Origin of the sequence: Brevibacillus sp. MER 51 (assembly GCF_023714195.1) — a bacterium.
Classification (GTDB): domain Bacteria; phylum Bacillota; class Bacilli; order Brevibacillales; family Brevibacillaceae; genus Brevibacillus.
The window spans coordinates 589,210-609,017 of sequence record NZ_JAMAUS010000001.1 but is presented as its reverse complement, the minus strand read 5'-3'; the positions used below and the strand labels follow the sequence as shown (position 1 = coordinate 609,017).

18 protein-coding genes, 1 tRNA gene and 1 pseudogene are annotated in these 19,808 nt (G+C 44.4%); 14 read left to right on the top strand and 6 right to left on the bottom strand.

The annotated features are described in order from the left end of the window. Positions 1 to 35: 35 nt before the first annotated feature. The 12 genes from edeG (at position 36) to M3630_RS02275 (ending at position 15,097) form a co-directional block, all read left to right on the top strand. Positions 36 to 3,407, top strand: a complete 3,372-nt coding sequence (gene edeG, locus M3630_RS02330) for an edeine polyketide synthase EdeG (RefSeq protein ID WP_251251092.1) — start codon at positions 36 to 38, stop codon at positions 3,405 to 3,407. A 43-nt stretch (positions 3,408 to 3,450) separates the two neighbouring features. Continuing rightward, on the top strand, positions 3,451 to 4,494 hold the full coding sequence (locus tag M3630_RS02325; protein ID WP_251251091.1) for a BtrH N-terminal domain-containing protein: 1,044 nt from the start codon (positions 3,451 to 3,453) through the stop codon (positions 4,492 to 4,494). Positions 4,495 to 4,519: 25 nt separating this feature from the next. Next, positions 4,520 to 4,756 (top strand): phosphopantetheine-binding protein, encoded by a 237-nt coding sequence (locus M3630_RS02320; RefSeq protein ID WP_047067460.1) that lies wholly within the window; start codon positions 4,520 to 4,522, stop codon positions 4,754 to 4,756. A 67-nt stretch (positions 4,757 to 4,823) separates the two neighbouring features. Continuing rightward, positions 4,824 to 5,792, top strand: coding sequence for a 2,3-diaminopropionate biosynthesis protein SbnA (gene sbnA, locus M3630_RS02315; RefSeq protein WP_251251090.1), 969 nt, complete (start codon positions 4,824 to 4,826; stop codon positions 5,790 to 5,792). A 45-nt stretch (positions 5,793 to 5,837) separates the two neighbouring features. Next, on the top strand, positions 5,838 to 6,806 hold the full coding sequence (gene sbnB, locus M3630_RS02310; protein WP_251251089.1) for a 2,3-diaminopropionate biosynthesis protein SbnB: 969 nt from the start codon (positions 5,838 to 5,840) through the stop codon (positions 6,804 to 6,806). A gap of 24 nt (positions 6,807 to 6,830) precedes the next feature. Next, positions 6,831 to 7,592, top strand: coding sequence for a ParB N-terminal domain-containing protein (locus M3630_RS02305; protein ID WP_251251319.1), 762 nt, complete (start codon positions 6,831 to 6,833; stop codon positions 7,590 to 7,592). A gap of 166 nt (positions 7,593 to 7,758) precedes the next feature. Continuing rightward, entirely contained in the window at positions 7,759 to 10,818 is a 3,060-nt protein-coding gene (edeA, locus tag M3630_RS02300) for a cyclic peptide edeine export ABC transporter EdeA (protein WP_251251318.1), read from the top strand. A gap of 155 nt (positions 10,819 to 10,973) precedes the next feature. Next, positions 10,974 to 11,047 (top strand) — tRNA-Gly (locus M3630_RS02295). Between the two features lie 130 nt (positions 11,048 to 11,177). After that, positions 11,178 to 12,164, top strand: a complete 987-nt coding sequence (locus M3630_RS02290) for a phosphotransferase (RefSeq protein ID WP_251251088.1) — start codon at positions 11,178 to 11,180, stop codon at positions 12,162 to 12,164. 271 nt (positions 12,165 to 12,435) lie between these two features. Then, positions 12,436 to 12,903 (top strand): MarR family winged helix-turn-helix transcriptional regulator, encoded by a 468-nt coding sequence (locus M3630_RS02285; protein WP_251251087.1) that lies wholly within the window; start codon positions 12,436 to 12,438, stop codon positions 12,901 to 12,903. A 16-nt stretch (positions 12,904 to 12,919) separates the two neighbouring features. Next, positions 12,920 to 13,891, top strand: coding sequence for an acetyl-CoA carboxylase carboxyltransferase subunit alpha (locus tag M3630_RS02280; protein WP_251251086.1), 972 nt, complete (start codon positions 12,920 to 12,922; stop codon positions 13,889 to 13,891). A 288-nt stretch (positions 13,892 to 14,179) separates the two neighbouring features. Further along, complete coding sequence (locus tag M3630_RS02275) at positions 14,180 to 15,097, top strand: aldo/keto reductase (protein WP_251251085.1); 918 nt, start codon at positions 14,180 to 14,182, stop codon at positions 15,095 to 15,097. Here the strand turns inward: M3630_RS02275 and M3630_RS31315 are convergent. The 5 genes and pseudogenes from M3630_RS31315 to M3630_RS02255 form a co-directional block, all read right to left on the bottom strand. Beyond that, positions 15,097 to 15,183, bottom strand: a pseudogene (locus tag M3630_RS31315) (DUF3885 domain-containing protein); the annotation flags it as partial. The gene M3630_RS02275 and the pseudogene M3630_RS31315 overlap by 1 nt on opposite strands. Positions 15,184 to 15,214: 31 nt before the next feature. After that, entirely contained in the window at positions 15,215 to 15,607 is a 393-nt protein-coding gene (locus tag M3630_RS02270; RefSeq protein WP_015891474.1) for a YkvA family protein, read from the bottom strand. Positions 15,608 to 15,739: 132 nt separating this feature from the next. Continuing rightward, positions 15,740 to 16,723 (bottom strand): zinc-dependent alcohol dehydrogenase family protein, encoded by a 984-nt coding sequence (locus M3630_RS02265; RefSeq protein WP_251251084.1) that lies wholly within the window; start codon positions 16,721 to 16,723, stop codon positions 15,740 to 15,742. Between the two features lie 248 nt (positions 16,724 to 16,971). Next, positions 16,972 to 17,181, bottom strand: coding sequence for a CDGSH iron-sulfur domain-containing protein (locus M3630_RS02260; RefSeq protein WP_251251083.1), 210 nt, complete (start codon positions 17,179 to 17,181; stop codon positions 16,972 to 16,974). A 324-nt stretch (positions 17,182 to 17,505) separates the two neighbouring features. Then, positions 17,506 to 17,862, bottom strand: coding sequence for a DoxX family protein (locus tag M3630_RS02255; protein ID WP_251251082.1), 357 nt, complete (start codon positions 17,860 to 17,862; stop codon positions 17,506 to 17,508). A 221-nt stretch (positions 17,863 to 18,083) separates the two neighbouring features. Here M3630_RS02255 and M3630_RS02250 point away from each other — a divergent pair, with 221 nt between their 5' ends. Next, positions 18,084 to 18,413: a winged helix-turn-helix transcriptional regulator gene (locus M3630_RS02250; protein WP_015891469.1), complete on the top strand. Its 330-nt coding sequence runs from the start codon at positions 18,084 to 18,086 to the stop codon at positions 18,411 to 18,413. A gap of 80 nt (positions 18,414 to 18,493) precedes the next feature. Here M3630_RS02250 and M3630_RS02245 read toward each other — a convergent pair whose 3' ends face one another. Next, entirely contained in the window at positions 18,494 to 19,021 is a 528-nt protein-coding gene (locus M3630_RS02245) for an isochorismatase family protein (protein WP_251251081.1), read from the bottom strand. 231 nt (positions 19,022 to 19,252) lie between these two features. On the opposite strand from M3630_RS02245, the gene M3630_RS02240 reads away from it, so the two are divergent. Next, positions 19,253 to 19,750: a hypothetical protein gene (locus M3630_RS02240; protein ID WP_251251080.1), complete on the top strand. Its 498-nt coding sequence runs from the start codon at positions 19,253 to 19,255 to the stop codon at positions 19,748 to 19,750. Positions 19,751 to 19,808: the final 58 nt, after the last annotated feature.

Genomic DNA, 19,808 nt, shown 5'->3' with positions numbered 1-19,808 from the left:
CCAGGTGAGCAGAGGACCCAAGGAGGAAGAATGCAGTGAGCAAGCCATTAGGACTGAACCGAATCAAACTGAATAAACAGCAGACGGATGCTCATTCAACAGACAGCAAACCCAATCAACACGATATCGCGGTGATTGGTGCTGCTTGCCGATTCGGAAGCGCAGAAAACCCGGCAGAATTTTGGCGTCTGTTGCAAGCTGGTCAAGATTGCGTGCGTGAGCTTCCCAAAGAGCGCCAGAACGATTTGATTCCATTGTTACTAGCCAAAGGTATGACGATGGAGCAAATTCAATTTCGAGAAGCTGCCTACCTGAATGAAATTGATAAATTCGATCCGCAATTCTTCGGTCTTTCTCCGAAGGAAGCCAGCCAGATGGACCCTAACCAGCGCTTATTTTTGCTGACATGCTGGGAGGCGATTGAGGACGCTGGATATGGTGGAACGATGCTCGCAGGCAGCCGTACGGGTGTATATCTGGGGTTTAGCAGTGATTTTGGTGAAGAGTATAGACGAATGATTCGAGAGCTGGAACCAGATGCGCTGTCCACCTCAATCATTGGCAATATGAAATCGGTGATCGCTTCTCGCATCTCCTACCTGTTGGATCTCAAAGGTCCGAGCATGCTTGTGGATACTTCCTGCTCCTCTTCGCTGATGGCTGTTCATCTGGCATGCCAGGCGATTCGTCGAGGAGAATGTGAGATGGCGCTTGCTGGCGGTGTCAAGCTCATCCTGCTGTCTTTACAAGATGGAAGCAATGATTTGGGGATTTTATCGCAATCTGGTCGTACTCGCCCTTTTGACAATGATTCAGACGGTACAGGTGTCGGTGAAGGTGTTGGTGCCGTTTTGCTGAAGCCGTTGGCAAAAGCTCTTGCAGACGGGGATTCGATTTATGCGGTGATAAAGGGAAGCGCCGCCAATCAAGACGGTCATTCTTTTGGTCTTACGGCGCCAAATTCACTGGCACAAGCCGAAGTGATCCAGCAGGCATGGAAAGACGCGCAGATTGATCCCGAAACCCTTTCCTATATCGAGGTGCACAGCATAGGTACCAAGCTGGGTGATCCGATGGAGATGGACGGCCTAGAGAGAGCGTTTCGCCCATACACAAGCCGACGCCAATTTTGTGGGATCGGCTCCGTAAAGACGAACATCGGTCACACCGACCATGTAGCGGGCATGGCTGGTCTTTTCAAGGTAATCCTGTCTCTTAAACAAAAGCAGATACCTCCGCATTTGCACTTCCAGCGGGCGAATCGGATGATTCCTTTTGAACAATCTCCCATTTACATCCATGACACATTGACAGATTGGGAACCAGAACAAAGTGTACGCCGGGCCGGAATCAGTTCCTTTGGGATGAGTGGAACGAATGTGCATCTGGTTGTTGAGGAAGCGCCATCCATACAGCCCCCAAAGCAAGACGAAGGGATTCAGGCTATCGCTTTATCAGCTAAAAGCAAGGAGAGCTTGCTCAACCTGTTGCTCCGCTTTCAGAAGTGGACCAGCAAGCCTGTGGAGGAACTGCCGACATTGGAAAGTCTCAGCTTTACGGCAAATACGGGCCGTAGTCACTACGGCTACCGTTTGCTGCTGATTTGCAAGGACATGGACGATTTTGCCGCAAAAATCTCCAAGCTGTGTGCGAGCGACTGGACAACACTTTCTGACCCGGATATTTTCTTCGGCTGGCACAAGGTTATTTCGCGGGAAAAAGCTGATAGAGAACCAGGGATTCTGACTGAGGCAGAACAACAAGCGATGAATAAGGCTGCTGATGCTCTTTTGCAAAAGCTTTTAGTGGCGCAAAGCAAAGAGTTGTCTGATCTGAAAGAGCTCGGCGAATTGTATGTGAGCGGGGCAGATGTACGCTGGAGTGCCATGTATACGTTTAAAAAGCCGCGGCGCGTGCACCTCCCTGTTTATCCGTTTGAGCGTAAACGTTGTTGGCTGGACATTTCTTCTCTTCATTCTCTTGCTCTTGGCAAGGATGCCGGGAGAGAAAATGACAAGGTTGCACCGCAAAAATCTGGTGAAGCGAAGCTGCCAAACGTGGTGGTACGTGGGAGAAAACATGATACCTACACCGCTTTAGAGCAAGAGCTGGCTCGCATTTGGGGATATGTTCTGGGGCTTGAAGAAGTAGATGTCCATGACAATTTTTACGAGCAGGGCGGGGACTCGATCATTGCGATTAAAATGATCAGCGAAATCTCCAAGCGGATGAACCGAGAAGTAGAAGTACAAGACCTGCTTACCCATTTGACGATTTCCGACTTTGCTGCCTATCTTGATGCGACTGGGCATGAGGTTGAACAGGTTGCGAAAGCAGAGGCAGCTGCTACTGCCGTCCAAACTGTTCAACAACGAAACACAAAATCATCGCATGGTACGCAAATCAAGCGCAGCTCGTATGCTGATGTCAGTCATTTATCCTGGCGTCAATGGAATTGTTATGATCGCGGTCTCGCTTTATTAATGGAGGAGCAGGATGCCCATCTGATTCCGTATTTTAAGCTTTTTCTCGGGTTGAAGCGCGGCTATCAGCTTGATGCCGAGGGGTACCCCTATTCGTATCGGGAACATGCTGAGGTTATGGGATATTTGTCGGATGAGGAGATGCTTTACAAATTTGGCTATCGGGTCAAACTCGTACCTGTCGCTCGTCTGGATGAATTGCATGAGTCGATCATTCGCCAATTGGATCAAGGCAAGCCAGTAATGGTTGCATTTGACGAGTACTACACCTTTTACACACCGCAATACCAGAAGGAACATACTGATCATCTCACCGTCATCACTGGCTATGACCATGATAAGCAGGTCTATACAATCATCAATCACAATCATTTGACTCGCGGGCAAGCTCAGCGAATCCAGTACGATAAATTTTCCACAACGTATCAAACACTTGAGGAGATTTATGCAAATATTGAGCCGCATTCTCGGTTGATCATGGTGCTCGATCGCATTTCAGATGACGAGGCAAGCTTGCGTGCGGGCGCAGAGCAGGAGTTGCTGCGTTTACTAAAAGCGGTCGAGAGTAAACACCAAGCTGGCCGTGAGCTTACGCTGTTGCTATCGCTTACGGAGCAGCCAGACACCTATTTTCATGAAGCCAATTTAAACGAGCTCTACGTTCAATTAGGCGGAAAAGAACTGTGCGTGGAAACATTATTGGACTGGTACATTCCACACGCGGATCAGTCTGTACGAGAATTGGCAGAGGAGATTTTGCAGACATCGAATAACGCGGTGAATCGCTATGCCCTTAGCTTATACAAAGAAAAAATGTTGAAGCGATCTGATGTGGAAGCTGCTGCCGACAAGTTGAGTTCTCTCACTCGTCAATTTCTGCAACAAGTATTCGCCTTGCGTGAACGTGATTCGGATATCCGATAGTCGCATGTGTTTACCATTACGATAGACAGGGAGGAGAGTGCTCATGTCACTCGCCGAGATTCAACCGAGCAAGCATCCGAACCTGGATTGCATCGGCGCTTCTATCTTCACGGTTCTGAAATACCTGAATTTTTCCGCCTTGGAAACAGCTTGGAAGCAGTGCGGTGCCATCTATCTTAAAACGCAGGATTCTCCTTATGGAGATGTAAACGGTCAATACATGAGAACAGTCAGTGAGCTTACGTGGATACACAATATCCGCGTAGAAGGACGGGCTGAACCGGAAGACGACTTGTTTTTGGCAAATATACAAGAACGTCTGGAACGGGAGGTACCGACAATCATCCTCTGCAACATGGCAGAACTCCCGTACAACCCTTATTATCAGGACCTGCCTGAAATGCATAGCATCATTGTCACCGGAAGAGAAGGTAACCAGCTGCTGATCGTCGATGATTACTACCGCTACAAAGGTCTGTTGTCCATCGAGCAATTTTTAAAGGCGAGTAACTCTTCCTATCGGGATGCAGGTACAGGTGAATGGTATCCACTCCACAATCGTTCATTTGAATTGGTACTTTCAGATTCCCAGCATCCGAGGCCTGATCAGTTACTAGAAGCGGTCAGGAGCAATCTCAGCGTACTAGAGGGTCGTTGCGACATAAGTCAAATCAGGCGGGAGTTGGATGTGCCCGACGATGTTAGCATTCAGGTAGGGCTAAAATCCCTTGATCCTTTTCTCAAAGACGTAGAGGCTTTTCTCGCTAGCGGAGTGGAGATTACAGACGATCATCTCGATATCCTTAACCACAGCTTGATCAGCATGGCACAAACACGAGCGATGTATGCCAATGTGCTGCAAACGATCAGTGAGATGTACGAAAACTTTGCAGATCTTGCCGAGCTGTATCGCAGTATCGGACATCAATGGAAAATTACGACCAATATGATTCTCAAGGCTTTTGATAGTAATCGCAGTGATATGGTTCATCGCGTTCTGCAAAAAATCAGCAGCATTAAAACGCAGGAATTCGAGGCAGTCACCAAAACAAGAGAAGTACTGGAACGGGTTGGCGTTGTTGTGTAAGCATTTACCACATGGAGGGACTCATATGGAAAAGGAAAACGAAGTATACGAGACGCTCCTGCAGTTGTTTTCTGAGTACGTGAACGAAAGCGGAGAACTTACGGAGTACATTGATTCACTAACCTTTATCAAGTCGGTTGTAAAGGTTGAAAAAGAGTTTGGGATTGAATTCGATGATGACATGCTCCATTTAGAAAACTTTCAAGATATGAAAATGCTGGCAGGTTACATCCAGCAAAAAATGGATGCAAAATCCGCTTGATGCAAGGAGCCAAGATAGATTCAGCCGATTGGACGAAGACGGGAAAAAACGGGAGAGAGGGCTCAAAATGCTAACGAAAATGATGGCCATAAGTCACATGATTGGCAATACGCCTTTAATCAAACTTGAGCATGAGCACATCAATCTGTTTTGCAAGCTGGAGTACAACAACCTCATGGGAAGTGTAAAAGTGAGGCCGGCCTTTTACATATTACAGGAGGCGATCAAAAGAGGAGAGATTACGCCGGATACTACCGTAGTCGAGTCTTCTTCGGGAAATTTTGCGATCGCTTTGGCGACTTTATGCAAGCGAATCGGAATTAAATTTATTCCAGTCATTGACCCCAATATTAATCCTGTATATGAGAATTTGCTCAGGGTGTTTTCCCATGAGGTCGTAAAAGTAACGGACCGTGACGAGACAGGAGGATTTCTCCTAACGCGCATCCAAACGGTCAATCGTCTGCTTAATGAGACGAAGAACTCGTTTTGGACCAACCAGTATGGAAATCCGGATAGCGCTCGAGCCCATTACTTCGGATTGGGAGCCGAGATTGCAGACAGCTTCGAGACATTGGACTATGCGTTTATCGGCGTTAGCTCTGGCGGCACGATTACGGGAATCTCGCAACGATTGAAGGAACGTTTTCCGAACATAAAAATCATTGCTGTAGACACGGTAGGATCAGTGATTTTTGGACAAGAGCCACAAAAACGTTACATCCCTGGAATTGGATCGAGCATGCGGCCTGACATACTCAAGGGCGCGATTATTGATGAGGTCGTTCATGTTTCGGAGGAGGACACAGTCGAGGCGTGCTATCAGCTGTACACGGAGCATGGCATTTTTGCTGGAGGATCTTCCGGGACTTCCTACTGGGCGATTAAAAATTATTTCAAAGATCAAAAGCATGCAGTCAAGCCTAATGTCGTCTTTTTATGCCCAGACGGTGGCATGCCATATGTCAATACCGTATACAACCAGGAATGGGTCCAGTGGTTGCATCAGCAAAAGCATTCTTTCGTCGGCAATTAAGCAGTGTCCAATAAATCTACTACGATAAGCAGGGTGGAATGTACGATGTTATATCTAAACACGAGTGATATTGAAAAGGTCGGCAAGAATTGGAAAGAAACCATGGATGTCATTGAACATGCCGTGCATTCCTTATATAAGGAAGATTATGCACAGCCGATTAAACCTTACTTGCGATATCATGACATGTCAAACCGCATTATTGCCATGCCAGCATTTGTAGGCGGAGATACTTATATGGCGGGAATCAAGTGGATTGCCAGTTTCCCGAAAAACCTCCAAGAGGGTATCCAACGCGCGCATTCGATTACCATCCTGAACGAAGCCAGAACGGGTAAGCCTGTGGCAACGATTAATACCGCTCTGGTCAGCGGCATTCGTACTGCTTCTGTTTCCGGTCTTCTCCTCAAGCATTACGAACAAGTACGTCCCCTGCAAAATGTAACGGTCGGAATAATCGGATTTGGTCCGATTGGCAGACTTCATCTGCAAATGGTTACGGCCTTGTTAGGAGAGAAGATCGACAAGGTGGTTCTCTATGACATTGCGGGCATCCAGCAGGAGCATATTCCAGCTGAGATAAAAGAGGAAACGGTTATCGCGCAAACGTGGGAAGAAGCATACTGCGAGGCAGATGTGTTCATTACGTGCACGGTGTCACCGCATGGTTTTATTGACAAGCAACCCAAACGTCATTCTTTGTTGTTAAATGTGTCGTTACGCGATTTTACACCAAAAATTCTCGACTATACCCGCTCCATTATCGTAGATGACTGGACTGAAGTTTGCCGTGAGAACACGGACATCGAGATCATGCATCTGGAGAGAGGATTGCAAAAAGAAGATACCAAATCCATCACAGATATCGTCTGCCTTGACCAGATGAAGGAATTTCCGCAAGATGAGCCCATCATGTTTAATCCGATGGGGATGGCGATTTTTGATATCGCCATTGCTGCCTACTATTACAAACAAGCACTCTCGCAGGGGATCGGAACTCACTTGCAAGACTAACTGGAGGTTACCATTTTGTACGATGTGCTAGCAAATCTAAAACTGGTAGAGTCATCTCGTATTTGTTTGCACGAGTCACATGAAAACAAGCGACTACACAAGACCAGACAGATCATTGAGGAGGAAGGGATTTTGCGCCATCCTCCACTGGCGATTCTCATGCAAAACGGCCAGTATTTGATCATTGATGGTGCACATCGGACCTTTGCTCTTCAAGCGCTTGGGTGCAAACATATCCCCGTACAGGTAGTGGAACATGAGGATTTTCACTTGGATATGTGGGATCATATTGTGCCAGTCGCTGCATGGTTGCAATCAGTGGAGCAAGATTCTGTGTTTCGATGGGAAACAGAGCGTTTACGAGAAACACCTGTGGCAGAAATGATGATAGGAAACAAGGAGCGATTCTACCTTTATCCAAATGAGAAGCGGCAGGATGATGAGTGGCGAATGACACTATGGCGTCAATTAGTGGACAGTTACAACTATAGCCACCCGGTGCATCGTCTGCCCACGGGGATGCTCGAATGTCCGGAGGCTGGAGCAGCCTTGATACGGTTCCCGCCAATCAGTTTGTCGGAATTAGAGCGTATCGTATCGGAAGGGCATGTTTTGCCTGCGGGTGTTACCCGTTTTGAAATAGACGGGCGTTTATTAAACTTGTGTATCCCGATTAGTCTATTGAAACAAGAGCAAGTCGAGCAAGAACAGTGGGAGCGATTGGTTAAAAAATGGAGAGAAACCTTGCGCCTCTACTCGAAACCCGTGTATATGTGCGATGCCTAATAAGAAACCGTGGCGAGTTTGATTCGCCACGGTTTCTATCCAATCCCAATTTACATCACGTACTCGTTTACTTGCGGTTGCGGTCTTTCCCACAGACGCAGTGCCTAAAAAGGAGTGGATCAATCTGCAAAAGATCATAGATGAGTCGAGACGAAAACTGACGTTCTTGCTGATGTGTCTGGTTCTCGTACTATCCGGCAGTATGCCCGTGTACGCCGAAACGAGCGTACAACAGGATTTGAAAATCGCAACGGCAATTGAACAGCTGGTCAATAAAACGATGAAGTCGGAGAAAATCCCGGGTGCAGCCGTAGTGGTCGTCAAAGAGGGGAAAACCATTTACAAGCAATCGTTTGGCTACTCTGACATCCAGAAGCAAGAGCCAGTAACTGCTGATACATTGTTTGAAATCGGATCGAACTCCAAAGCCTTTACGGCGCTAGCCGTTCATCAGCTTGTTGAGCAAAAACGACTTTCACTGGACGACCCGGTTCAGAACTATATCCCGTGGTTTGGTGTTACCTATAAGGGACAGCAGGAAACGATCCTGATTAAGCATTTGCTGTACCATACCAGCGGGATTCCGTTTGAAAGCATTGGCGCCATCCCTATTTCTTCCAGCGAAAATGCGATTGAAGAAACTGTGCGAGCGATCAATCATACTGAACTGGTCCGCAAGCCGGGGACCGAGTATGAATACGCGACAATTAACTACGATATCCTGGGCTATGTGGTTGAAAAAGTCACCGGAGAGACCTATGAGCAGTATGTGCAGCAACAAGTCATTGCCAAATTGGGACTAACCCATACCTTTTTGAAGGCACAGGCACCCGCTGAGGAGATGGCAAGAGGGCACAAAATCGAGTTCTTTTCCCCGAAAGTGTACGATGCGCCGGAATATCGCGGAAATACGCCAGCCGGTTATGTCGTTTCCAATTTAAACGATATGGAGCGATGGTTGCAGCTTCAGTTGGGGATGGAGGCATCTGCGTTTCGTTCCGAGCTGGTGAGTGCTTCCCATCTTCCTGATCGTTCGGTAGCCCCTGCTGCAGACGGTTTCTCGTATGCGTCAGGCTGGATGATTTATCAGGATGGTGGAGGGCAAATTTCGCACGGTGGCAACAACCCTGCATTTTCTTCGTACATGGTATTTCGTCCAGAAGAAAAGCTGGGCGCCGTCGTTTTGACCAATATCAACTCGTTGAACGCATCTGTTATCGCAGAAGGAGCCGTCAATCTCGTACTCGGCAAAGAACCTCCCGTAGTCGTGTCTGACACCAATCTTCAATCGGATCGACTGGCGAGCATTTCTCTCGTAATCCTTTGGATCCTCTTGTTGCTACTTGGTGGGGGAATCGTGCAGATTTTCGTGCAAGTCTATCGAGGTGAACGCAAACTCGCCGCGAATGCGGGGCGAATCTGTTTTGCATCCTTCGTTGCATTTGTTGTCATGGGCAGTGTTTTGACCGCCGCCTTATACTATTTGCCGGATGTATTTTTTATGGGCTTACCATGGCCGTTCATCGAGGTCTGGCTTCCCATCACCATTTTTTACGCCATGTACGCATTGGTGACAGGACTCGCTCTGTTTAATGTCTACATCACGCTCATCCGCTTGTTCCCGAAATCGCAAGAAACATCCATGACGTCTATTGTCATCCAGGGGCTTATCAGCGGATTTGGAAATGCGCTGATTATTTTTATGATCAATCTGGCGCTCACTTCTACGAACAAGTTTCATGCAGCGATTTTCCTGTATTTTCTCCTGGGTATCTTGTTGTATATCGTCGGGGAGAAAATGATGCGGAGCCGACTGATCGTGATCACAAATGAAATCGTATACGAAAAAAGAATGGAACTGATCCGCAAAATTTTTCGGACCCCTTATCAAAAGTACGAGACACTTGATAACGGTGAAATATATGCGGGGTTAAATAACGATACGGAAACGATCAGTACCTTTGCCAATAGTGTCGTTGTGGCCCTGACGAGTGCGGTTACACTTTTGTTTTGCTTCATTTATCTGGGATCCCTGGATCTATACGGATTTTTGTTTTGTCTGGCTGTCATTTTTGTGGCTGTAGGTTTGTACACGCTGGCAGGTCGCTTTGCAAATAAAGTATGGGAGGAAACCAGAGACATCCAAAATGTGTTTTTCTCCTATATTACCGATATGATCGGAGGCTTCAAGGAGCTGTATCTGACGCAGTCGCAACGAAAAGAATTCGAAGCAGACATGGAAAGAAGCTGCTCTGACTACCGACATAAGAAATCAGCGGGCCAATTTAAGTTTGTGAACGTGTATTTGATTGGGGAATTGCTTTTCGTTGTGGTAATCGGCACAGTTGCCTTTTTATTCCCGGTTCTATTCCCTTCGCTTCAAAAAGAGATGCTGATTAGTTATGTGTTTGTCTTTTTGTATATGACAGGACCCGTTCACGGTATTTTGAATGCAGTACCGGAGCTTATTCGCATCAAGATCAGCTGGCAGCGATTGAATGCGTTGCTTGATTCGTTATCAGTGGAAACGAGAAGAGAAGAGGAAAGCTTGGCTGAGCGGAACGCGCAAGATTTTGAGTCTTTTTCAACGGAACAAGTGCGTTTCCGATACAAGAACAAGGAGGGCGAAGAGTTTTCCGTAGGGCCGCTGGATTTCTCCTGCCAAAAAGGGGAAATCGTCTTCATTGTTGGCGGGAACGGTAGCGGGAAGTCAACGTTTGCCAAGCTGATTACCGGATTGTATGAGCAGGATGAGGGCGAGTTTTTCATGAATGGCCAAAAAGTGAATGCTGATCAACGGTGCGAATTCTTCTCCGCGATCTTCAGCGATTTCTATTTGTTTGAGAAGATGTACGGCATCGACTACCAAGCAAAGCAAGAAGAAGTGAGCAAATATTTAGAGGTGCTTCGCATTGCTGACAAAGTAGAATTGGATGAAACGGGTACATTTAGCACGACGAAGCTGTCTACGGGTCAACGTAAACGTCTTGCCTTAATGCTCAGTCTGGTAAGAGACCGGCCCATTTTCCTCTTTGATGAGTGGGCAGCGGACCAAGATCCAGAGTATCGTCAATTCTTTTACGAATCCTTGCTGCCAGAAATGAAGAGACAGGGAAAATGTGTCATTGCGATCACACACGACGATCGATACTTCCATCTTGCTGATCAGGTTGTGAAAATGGAGAGTGGGCGAATTATTTCGCAACAAACATATGCGCATGCCTGATGCCAAACCAAGCAGAGAAGACCGAACGGGGAATGATGCCCGGGCGGTCTTTTTCTTGAATGATTGGCACGGCTCCATTTGATTGGAGACGCTAGACAAATAATTCAGACAGCTATATAATTGGAAGCAGTTGGAATGAAATGCACGAAAATCATGCGGGTGTAGTTCAATGGTAGAACTCCGGCTTCCCAAGCCTGCGGCGTGGGTTCGATTCCCATCACCCGCTCCATACAAATGGTCGAAAAGCCTTTGATATCAAGGGCTTTTCTTGTTTTTGCAGCAATGTTTGCAGAAAAACACGGTTGGAAGCGAAACTTTTAAGTAGTTCATACAATTAAACTGTAAGTAGAGGTGGTCAAATGGAGTCCATATTGACAGAGGAATTGATATTGGAAGACTTAATTAGAGCTTCCCATCATTTTTTCGGATTGGAAGTAATTGAATCCAGTCCAATAAAACGTGGTTGGTTAAACCTGAAATGGAGAGTCACGACTGAATCAGGGCAATTCTTACTTAAACAATACAATAAAGAACGATTTAAGCTGTATAATCCTGAGGATCTAAAGTTTGCATTCTCTCAACAGGTTAGATTAAATAATCAAGGCCTTGAATGTCCTAATCTTTTATCACACGATGAAAGTATACTGCTTGAATCAGATAAAGGAGAACTCTTTATTGTCATGGAATATTGCCAGGGCAAACTAATCTCGCCAGGTAAAGCTAATGCACATCAAGTATACAATCTAGGTCGAGCAACTGGAAAAATGCATCGATTGTTAAACGACGGGACACTTGGTTCTAAAGATACTCCCCAATTTGTTCCTCCAAGCCGTGAAGAGCGTTTAGCACATTGGAAATCAGTTTTGAAAAAGGCGAGGGAATCTGGGAAGATCGAATTGCTTGATGATATAGAGACACAACTTAAAGCAACTGAAGAAATGAATATTGAAAACCTCGAAATACTTTCTACTGGGTGGGCACACCGTGACCTTTGGGTCGATAATATTTTATTTGATCATAATCGATTAACTGCAATACTAGATTTTGATCGACTGAAATATGATTATCCTCAACTTGATGTTGCACGGGCAGTTATGTCATGTGCCTTAGATGATTATTTTGACGTTTCCCTGGCTTCAGCATTTATTGAGGGATACAGTGAGGAACGTACCGTTAAGGATGGTTACTTAACAAATTCATTGCAGTTGTTGTGGTATATGGAAAGCCCATGGTGGATTAATTCTGACATGGACCAACATAGTGTACCTCCGGCTCGTTTTGCAAAGGAAATGATTTGGCTTGCTAACAATCATAAAAATATGTCCACACTTTTAGGGAATATCTAGCTAAAGAAAGTGATCATGAAAAACGAACCGACTTTTTGCCGTTTTTAGCAAATGATCCAGGTAAATGGTTCAATAAACACAACAGTTAGCATTAACAAGCTGTTGTGTTTATTTATTATCAAATTCCCTACAAGTTTTTCATAACTAATGGTTTTCTTTGGATGTGAAATAAGTCGGTAACTTGTTATTACATCAATTTCATGTATAATGCAATTAATGTATTGTACATATTATGCACAAGAGACTAGTTGAGGGGAGTAATTAATTTCTTATGAATAGAGAAGATGCCTTGAAACTAAGAACAGATATTAAAAAATTTATTAGAATGACTGGAATTCTCGAACCAGAAAGAATTCCAGAAGATCTGTTTGAAAAACCTTTATCGGTTTCCCAAATGATGGCGTTAGAAGAACTAGAGCTCAAGAAATTAACTATTTGGGAATTAGCTAACAAGCTTAAATTAGAACAATCATCGGTAAGTAGATTAGTAGACAAGTTGGTAAAAAATGAGCTTATTTGCCGTGAAGTAAATGAAAAAAACAGAAGGGAAGTTTATCTACATCTCACAGAAAAAGGTAAAATAACGGTTGCTTCTTTACGGGAACAATCGATTCATTTTTATCAAGGAATTCTCAATGATTTATCAGAAGCTGAACGGAAAACAGTTGTCAAAGGCTTTGAACTCTTAATCAACTCGATAGCTAAATCCGCTTCCCTAAAAAGGAATGGAAAATCGTAATAGAAGGAGGCGATGTATGAGTTTAGATTTTGAAGGGCCAATTATAGAATTAAAAGAAAAAATCGATGAATTACAGAAGTATATGGAAAAAAATGATCTCGATTTATCTTCAGAAATTCATGCATTAAATGAACGATTAAAAGTAATGCAATCTGAAATTTATACGAATATTTCACCATTTCAACGAGTTCAAATTGCTCGGCTTCGTAACCGGCCTACAACATTGGACTATATTCCGTTATTGTTTACAGATTTTATCGAACTTCATGGCGATCGACTATATGGAGATGATAAAGCAATAATCGGTGGAATTGCCAAATATAAAGGCATGCCTGTTACGATTATTGGTCACCAAAGAGGTAGGAACACAAAGGAAAGCATAGAAAGAAATTTTGGAATGGCACACCCGGAAGGTTATAGAAAAGCTTTACGCCTTATGAAGCAAGCTGAAAAGTTTAATCGCCCTATTATTACATTCATTGATACTTCAGGTGCTTATCCGGGGAGAGAATCTGAAGAACGTGGAATTTCTGAGGCAATAGCTCGTAATTTATTTGAAATGGTAACACTTAGAGTACCGATTGTTTGTATTGTAATAGGAGAAGCATCAAGTGGTGGAGCCCTTGGTATTAGTATCGGTAATCATATTCATATGCTAGATAACTCGTGGTACTCGGTTATTTCTCCGGAAGGAGCGGCATCGATATTATGGAAAGATGCTAAGTATGCTCCAAAAGCGGCTGAATACATGAAAATTACAGCAAAAGAATTGAAGCACTTAGGAATTATTGATCAAATCATTCCTGAAGTGAAAGGTGGAGCACAAAATGATATAAAATGGCAGGCGGAAATGGTTGAATCTGTCATCGAATCATCTCTAAAAGAATTGGTACGAATGTCTCCAGAAGAGCTTACACAACAGCGATATGAAAAGTATAGAGAGATGGGTAAAATTGGAATCATAAACGGAACTGATGAGGAAAAATAGAGAAGAATGAAAGGAAAGGTAAATGAGCTTTCTGTGAGGTGAAATACTTTATTTTCTCTGAACAGAAGAAACAAGGTTGTACAGGGAAGTTACACCAAAAAAGTCCTTCCATGGTAATTTGAGAAGGACTTTTTATTTGTACATTCACCTTATCCATCCCGAGCTCCATTCCCGCAGGATTCTAAGTCTTTTGAGTTGAATAAACCAATGAGCTCGCATGATAATCCACTTTAACAAGCCATCCTTTCTTGATGGTACCAGTTGAAAAAATAGAATCGGAGGATTGACATGAGAACCATACCACTCGGCACGAGCACGTTAGAGGTACCTGTTATCGCAATCGGTTGCATGAGAATAGGCTCACTAGACAAGCTGCAAGCAGAGAGCTTCGTACAAACGGCGCTTGAAGCAGGGGCGAACTTCTTCGACCATGCAGATATTTATGGAAAAGGCAGTTGTGAGGAAGTATTTGCAGAAGCGATTCAGATGAGTCCTAGTGTTCGCGAGCGTATCCTGTTGCAATCGAAATGTGGTATTCGGCCCGGTATGTTCGACTTTTCCAAAGAGCATATTTTGAATGCAGTAGATGGCATTCTAAAGCGTCTAAAAACTGAATATTTGGATGTTTTGCTGTTGCACCGTCCTGACACGCTTGTCGAACCAGAAGAAGTAGCGGAAGCATTCGATCTTCTGGAAAGCACGGGTAAAGTACGCCACTTTGGCGTTTCCAATCAAAATCCGATGCAGATCCAGCTGTTACACAAATATGTGAAGCAACCAATCGTGGCTAACCAGTTGCAGCTCAGTATTATGAACGCGACGATGATCTCACAAGGCTTCAACGTCAATATGGAGAGCAACTCGGCTGTGAACCGCGACGGCAGTGTACTAGACTTCTGCAGGCTGCATGATATCACGATTCAGCCTTGGTCGCCGTTCCAGCATGGATTCTTCGAGGGGTCTTTTCTTGGAAACGAGAAATTTCCTGAGTTGAACAAAAAAGTCGACGAAATTGCAGCTAGATATGAGGTATCCAACACGACAATCGCCATCGCTTGGCTGCTACGGCACCCGGCGAACATGCAACCTGCCATTGGCACGACGAATATCGACCGAATGAAAGATTGCGTGAAAGCAGCACATATTCGATTGACGCGAGAAGAGTGGTATGACATCTATCGATCTGCCGGAAATGTGTTGCCTTAACGGATTCCGATATCCCAGTTATAAAACAAAGGGGGTCTAAGCATTAACGTTGGAAATGTATGGTGTAAATACTCGTGAAGCGTCATCAAAGCACCTCTCTATTAAAATGGATGAAAGCTATTCCTGTAAAAATTCTTTTTGTTTCCACTCTTTGTATAGAGTAAGGTCGCTGCTCACTTGTCGAAACACCAGTCCAATGATTGTCGCGTCATCTAGTAAACCAACAACGGGAATAAAATCTGTGATGGCGTCTACGGGTGAAACAAAGTACAAAATCCCGCCAATAATCATCAAGATGGATTTAACCGGGATTGTTCGGTATTTACCACTCGTCCAATCACCGAAAATACTAAAGAGTAGCTGTAAATTCTCCCAAACATCACCGATCGCTTTTTTATCAGCTTTTTTCATTGCTTTTTTTAGGAGATGAGAAGCTTTTTCTTTATCGTTCAGATATTCCGAGGCTTTTGATTCATAATTTTTAAGAAACGTCTTTTCATGTTTAGCCATAGGGCCCCCTATGTTTCGTTGAAGCCAAAAAGGGCGAGAAAACGGTCATTTTTGGCTTCGGTGTTTTTGAAACCGCTTATAATCCTTGAGGTGCTGCATGATGGATCTTTACCAGCGTTTTTTTTCTGGTGTTTACACCAAGATGATTTTCCCCGTACGATGACGGCTCTCCGCAAATTGCACGGCCTCTTTTACATCCTGCAAAGCAAATTTTTCTCCAGGCACAGCTATAAGGAGCTTCCCATTCTGAACGAGCTCGATGACTTTCTCAAACGTCTCGTGCCAGGTAGAAACGGAAACGCGTTGATTCCAGTGGCGCAATAAAAACAATTGTGGGAGAACGCCAAGCTCTTTCGAGATGATCGACCAATCCACTTGCACTCCCGATAAAAGGCCTAATGACAAGAAAATCCCGCCAGCACGTGTAGACTTCGCCAGCTCTAATCCGTCAGGTCCGCCAATGGAATCAATAGACGCATGTGCACCTTGTCCGTTCGTGACACTCATGATGGCATCATAGATAGACACATGTGAACTGTCGATGACATGCCATGCCCCAAGCTGCATCAACTCCTCAGTATATCTTGCGTTTCGGACAATGGCGATTACCCGAAAACCAAAAAGAGCGGATAGTTGAATAAACAAGCGGCCAATGGCTGAGTTGGCTGCATTGACTAACAAAACCTGCTGAGAAGACAGTTGAAGGGTCTCCTTGCAGATGACCCACGCAGTAATGGGGTTGATATACAACCGACTGGCGATATCATCTGGGATCGAATCAGGAACCTCAATGGCTAGCTCGGCTGTTGTTTTGACGTAATCTTGCCATGTACCCTCACCGCGCAATGGCAGAACACGTTTCCCGATAAGAGAGCGGGGAGCAGAAGGACCTGTATCAATAACGGTACCAACCCCCTCATACCCAGGAATAGCGGGGAGGTTGATGCGATGCTTGTAAGCACCACGAATCGGGATGATGTCAGAAGGGTTAATAGGACGTGCGCTCATTTTCACCAAAATCTCATCTTGCTTCAGCGGTTCAATCAGCCGTTGTTCAACCTTCAATACTTCATGAGGCTCGCCAAATTGATCGTAACGTACTGTTTGTGCATACATGTTTGTGTACTCCTAACTTTGTCAGCCATAACTGACGAAGGAAAGTGTTTCGTCATTGCGTATATGGGATCGGAATGTCTTTATCTTAGGTATAAAAAATAACCCCCGTCAATCAAAACGAGAATACAAAAAAGAACAGATACGTGATCGGAGCGCTTTTCAAAATTATACCAGTACTTCTTTGAGGAAACAATTTGACATAAAAAGCGATTGATAAAAGAAAAAGAGCGCATCTGCGCTCTTTCGGATCATTCTTTTGCTCGTGGTGCACTTTCAAAGCCTACTTTTTTATGCGTGCCATCACAGAACGGTTTTTTCTCGGATTGACCGCATCGACAGAGCGAAAAAGATGAACCGATTTCATACTTGTCGCCTGCTCCATCCAGTAACTCAACTGCACCAGTAACACGAATTGATCCATTGTCGTTAATCTTGATGGTTACTTTTTCTTGATCCACATGTCATCCCTCCTTTTTTACTATCTTTACCTACTATGATTTCGGGCAGAAGGGTATGTGGTAAATAATTATTCTCTACATGGGAAGAGCCTGTCACAGCGATAGTGAACTTGCTGGTGGAACAGTGCAAATTGGTGTTGAAATCAGGACAAGGTACGGTTATTTTTAGCAGGGAAAGGGTTTTGTCTCATGACGATTTCAATGGATGACTTAGAGTCAGATCCTCCTACACTTTATAAAGAAGCATTTGTAAACGAGTGAGCTTGAAAAATGCGAGAGGCCGTCAGCTCCTCACCTGCTTACGGGTGGGAACTGGCGGCCTTTTTAGCGAGCAGAAGGATTAAATCGGCGTAGACCGATCAGCAAGAAAACAAAGAGTAAGACAAGCGGAATCACTACAGTAGATGTGTCACCATGTAAAAGCAGAGTGACTGTAGCACCAAGCATAATGACTGCGAGTGTATAGGCGGCGTAACGCGCATACTTTTTCATCAATAAACCCAGTCCGCCGAGCACTTCTCCCAACCCGATTACAAATTGGAACCAAGGGGGAAACCCGAATCCTTGGAAAGCGAGTGTGGCCTCTGGATGACCAATTAGCTTGTAAATACCAGAGGAAACGAACATCAAGCACAATCCTACAATCATTACCCATTTTGCAAACGTACGCAGACTTTTCACACTGAAATCCTCCAATCGTTTCGTTGTTGGATTCAGTATAAGCCGTCAATTATGACATCTTTTGTCATATAGCAATGACTGAACGTTTTGGATCGTAGTTGAAGGTAATTCCTCCATTACGTAAGCTGATTTGAGTATAATAGGATGGAGGTATAGCCGAAAAGTAGATAATTTCCGGGAACCAGGTGTACACAAAGGTACCAACCCATCGGGAAAAAAGCATGGAGGAATGCGATATTCAAACGAAACAATATAACGTACCCGTTGAAGCGACATTGGAAGTAATTGGTGGGAAGTGGAAAGTTGTTATTCTTTGTTTGTTAAAAGAAGGTACGAAAAGATTCGGTGAGCTGCATCGATATATGCCAAGCGCATCGAAAAAGATGCTGACCCAACAGCTACGTGAGCTCGAAGAAGATGGATTGGTCAACCGATCCGTCTATCATCAGGTTCCTTTAAAAGTGGAATATTCACTTACGGAGCAAGGAGAGAGCTTGCGGACGATCCTGAATCTGATGTGCGAGTGGGGCGAAGCGCGTATTCACAAATAAAATGTACATAGGAAAAACCCGCCATTTCATCCACAATGGAATATCGATGGCAAGCCCTTGTATAACAGATATGCTACTCATCACTTGTATTTTTCAGCATACTCGGCGTAGTTTACTACTTCGATGACACTCGACCAACGAAGAACGGTTCCTACAAACCGTTTAATGTCTAAACCTTGCATGTCGTATGATTCGGCGGTATTAGTTGTTCCAGTTGCGTCCTTAATGAACGTCACCTTATATCCGCGATCATAGGCAGCAATGGCCGTAAACATACAACAAAATTCCGTCTCAAAACCGATGATAAAAAGATGATCGACCCCTAACTTTTCTAAAGTGTGTGAGAGCTCCGTTTGGAAGAAGGAGCTAGGAGTATGCTTCTCGATTAAGTAGTCGGAATAGTCTTTTAACGAAGGGTGTATTTCAGAGCCGATAGAGCTTCTATTCAGTGGACTTTCTTCTGCATCATCGATATGTCTGATAAAAATGACAGGGCGATTGCTCTCTTTAAAATCTTTGATTACCTGTTCCATCAATAAGAGTTCTTCTTCGTAATCCCCACAACTCACAATTCCGTTTTGTACATCAATTACTAAGAGTGCGTTCATTGCTTCACCTTCCTTTTACCTTGTTGAGAGATAATATACCATGAGATAATGAAGGGAAGGAAATAATAGGAAAGGTTGATTTACATGAGAGTTTCATTTTCTTATGCATTCATACTTGTTGCCTTTATTCTTGTTACAGGATGTGGTTCAACCAATTCAAGTGCTTCATCCGCGTTTTCCAATTTAGCCACACAAGGCTCTTCTTCCACGAGTGAAGCTAAAGGAGGAGTGGTGGAATCAGAAAATAATAATGTCGCTACGTATCTTTCGATGGCTGTACTCGCCTTACATGAAGTGAATGGCTTTAAAGCTGGAGAAGAATTTCCACCGGAATCCAAAGCGTTTTTGGCGAAGTATGCTCATCTGTTCCCGGCAACCGGGGAGAAAGTGAAGGAAGCCAAGCAATTAGTTGATCAAAATGTACAACCGAAACATATCAATAAAAATATTTCCAAGTATCATGCCTCGATGATTCAAGATAAAGGAACAGTGTTGAGCATCGAAGAGGAAGAAATACCGGAAATGGGAACCGTTTCTGTCTTGCATGTCGTCAATGACGAGGAGCATAGCTACCAAGTCGTTTATCTAGGTGGGTTAGATATCTACGAAGAAGATACAGTTGAATTTGTGGGGGTTCCAACTCTGCTCTCCGGTTTCGATAATGTAAGTGGCGGATACACGAATTCGATCATCATTGCAGGGAGCTATGTAGGAAAAAGTGCGAATTAAGCTAGGGTACAAACACGTTCATGTCCACCGATTCAATTTTTCATGGCCTCGAATGATA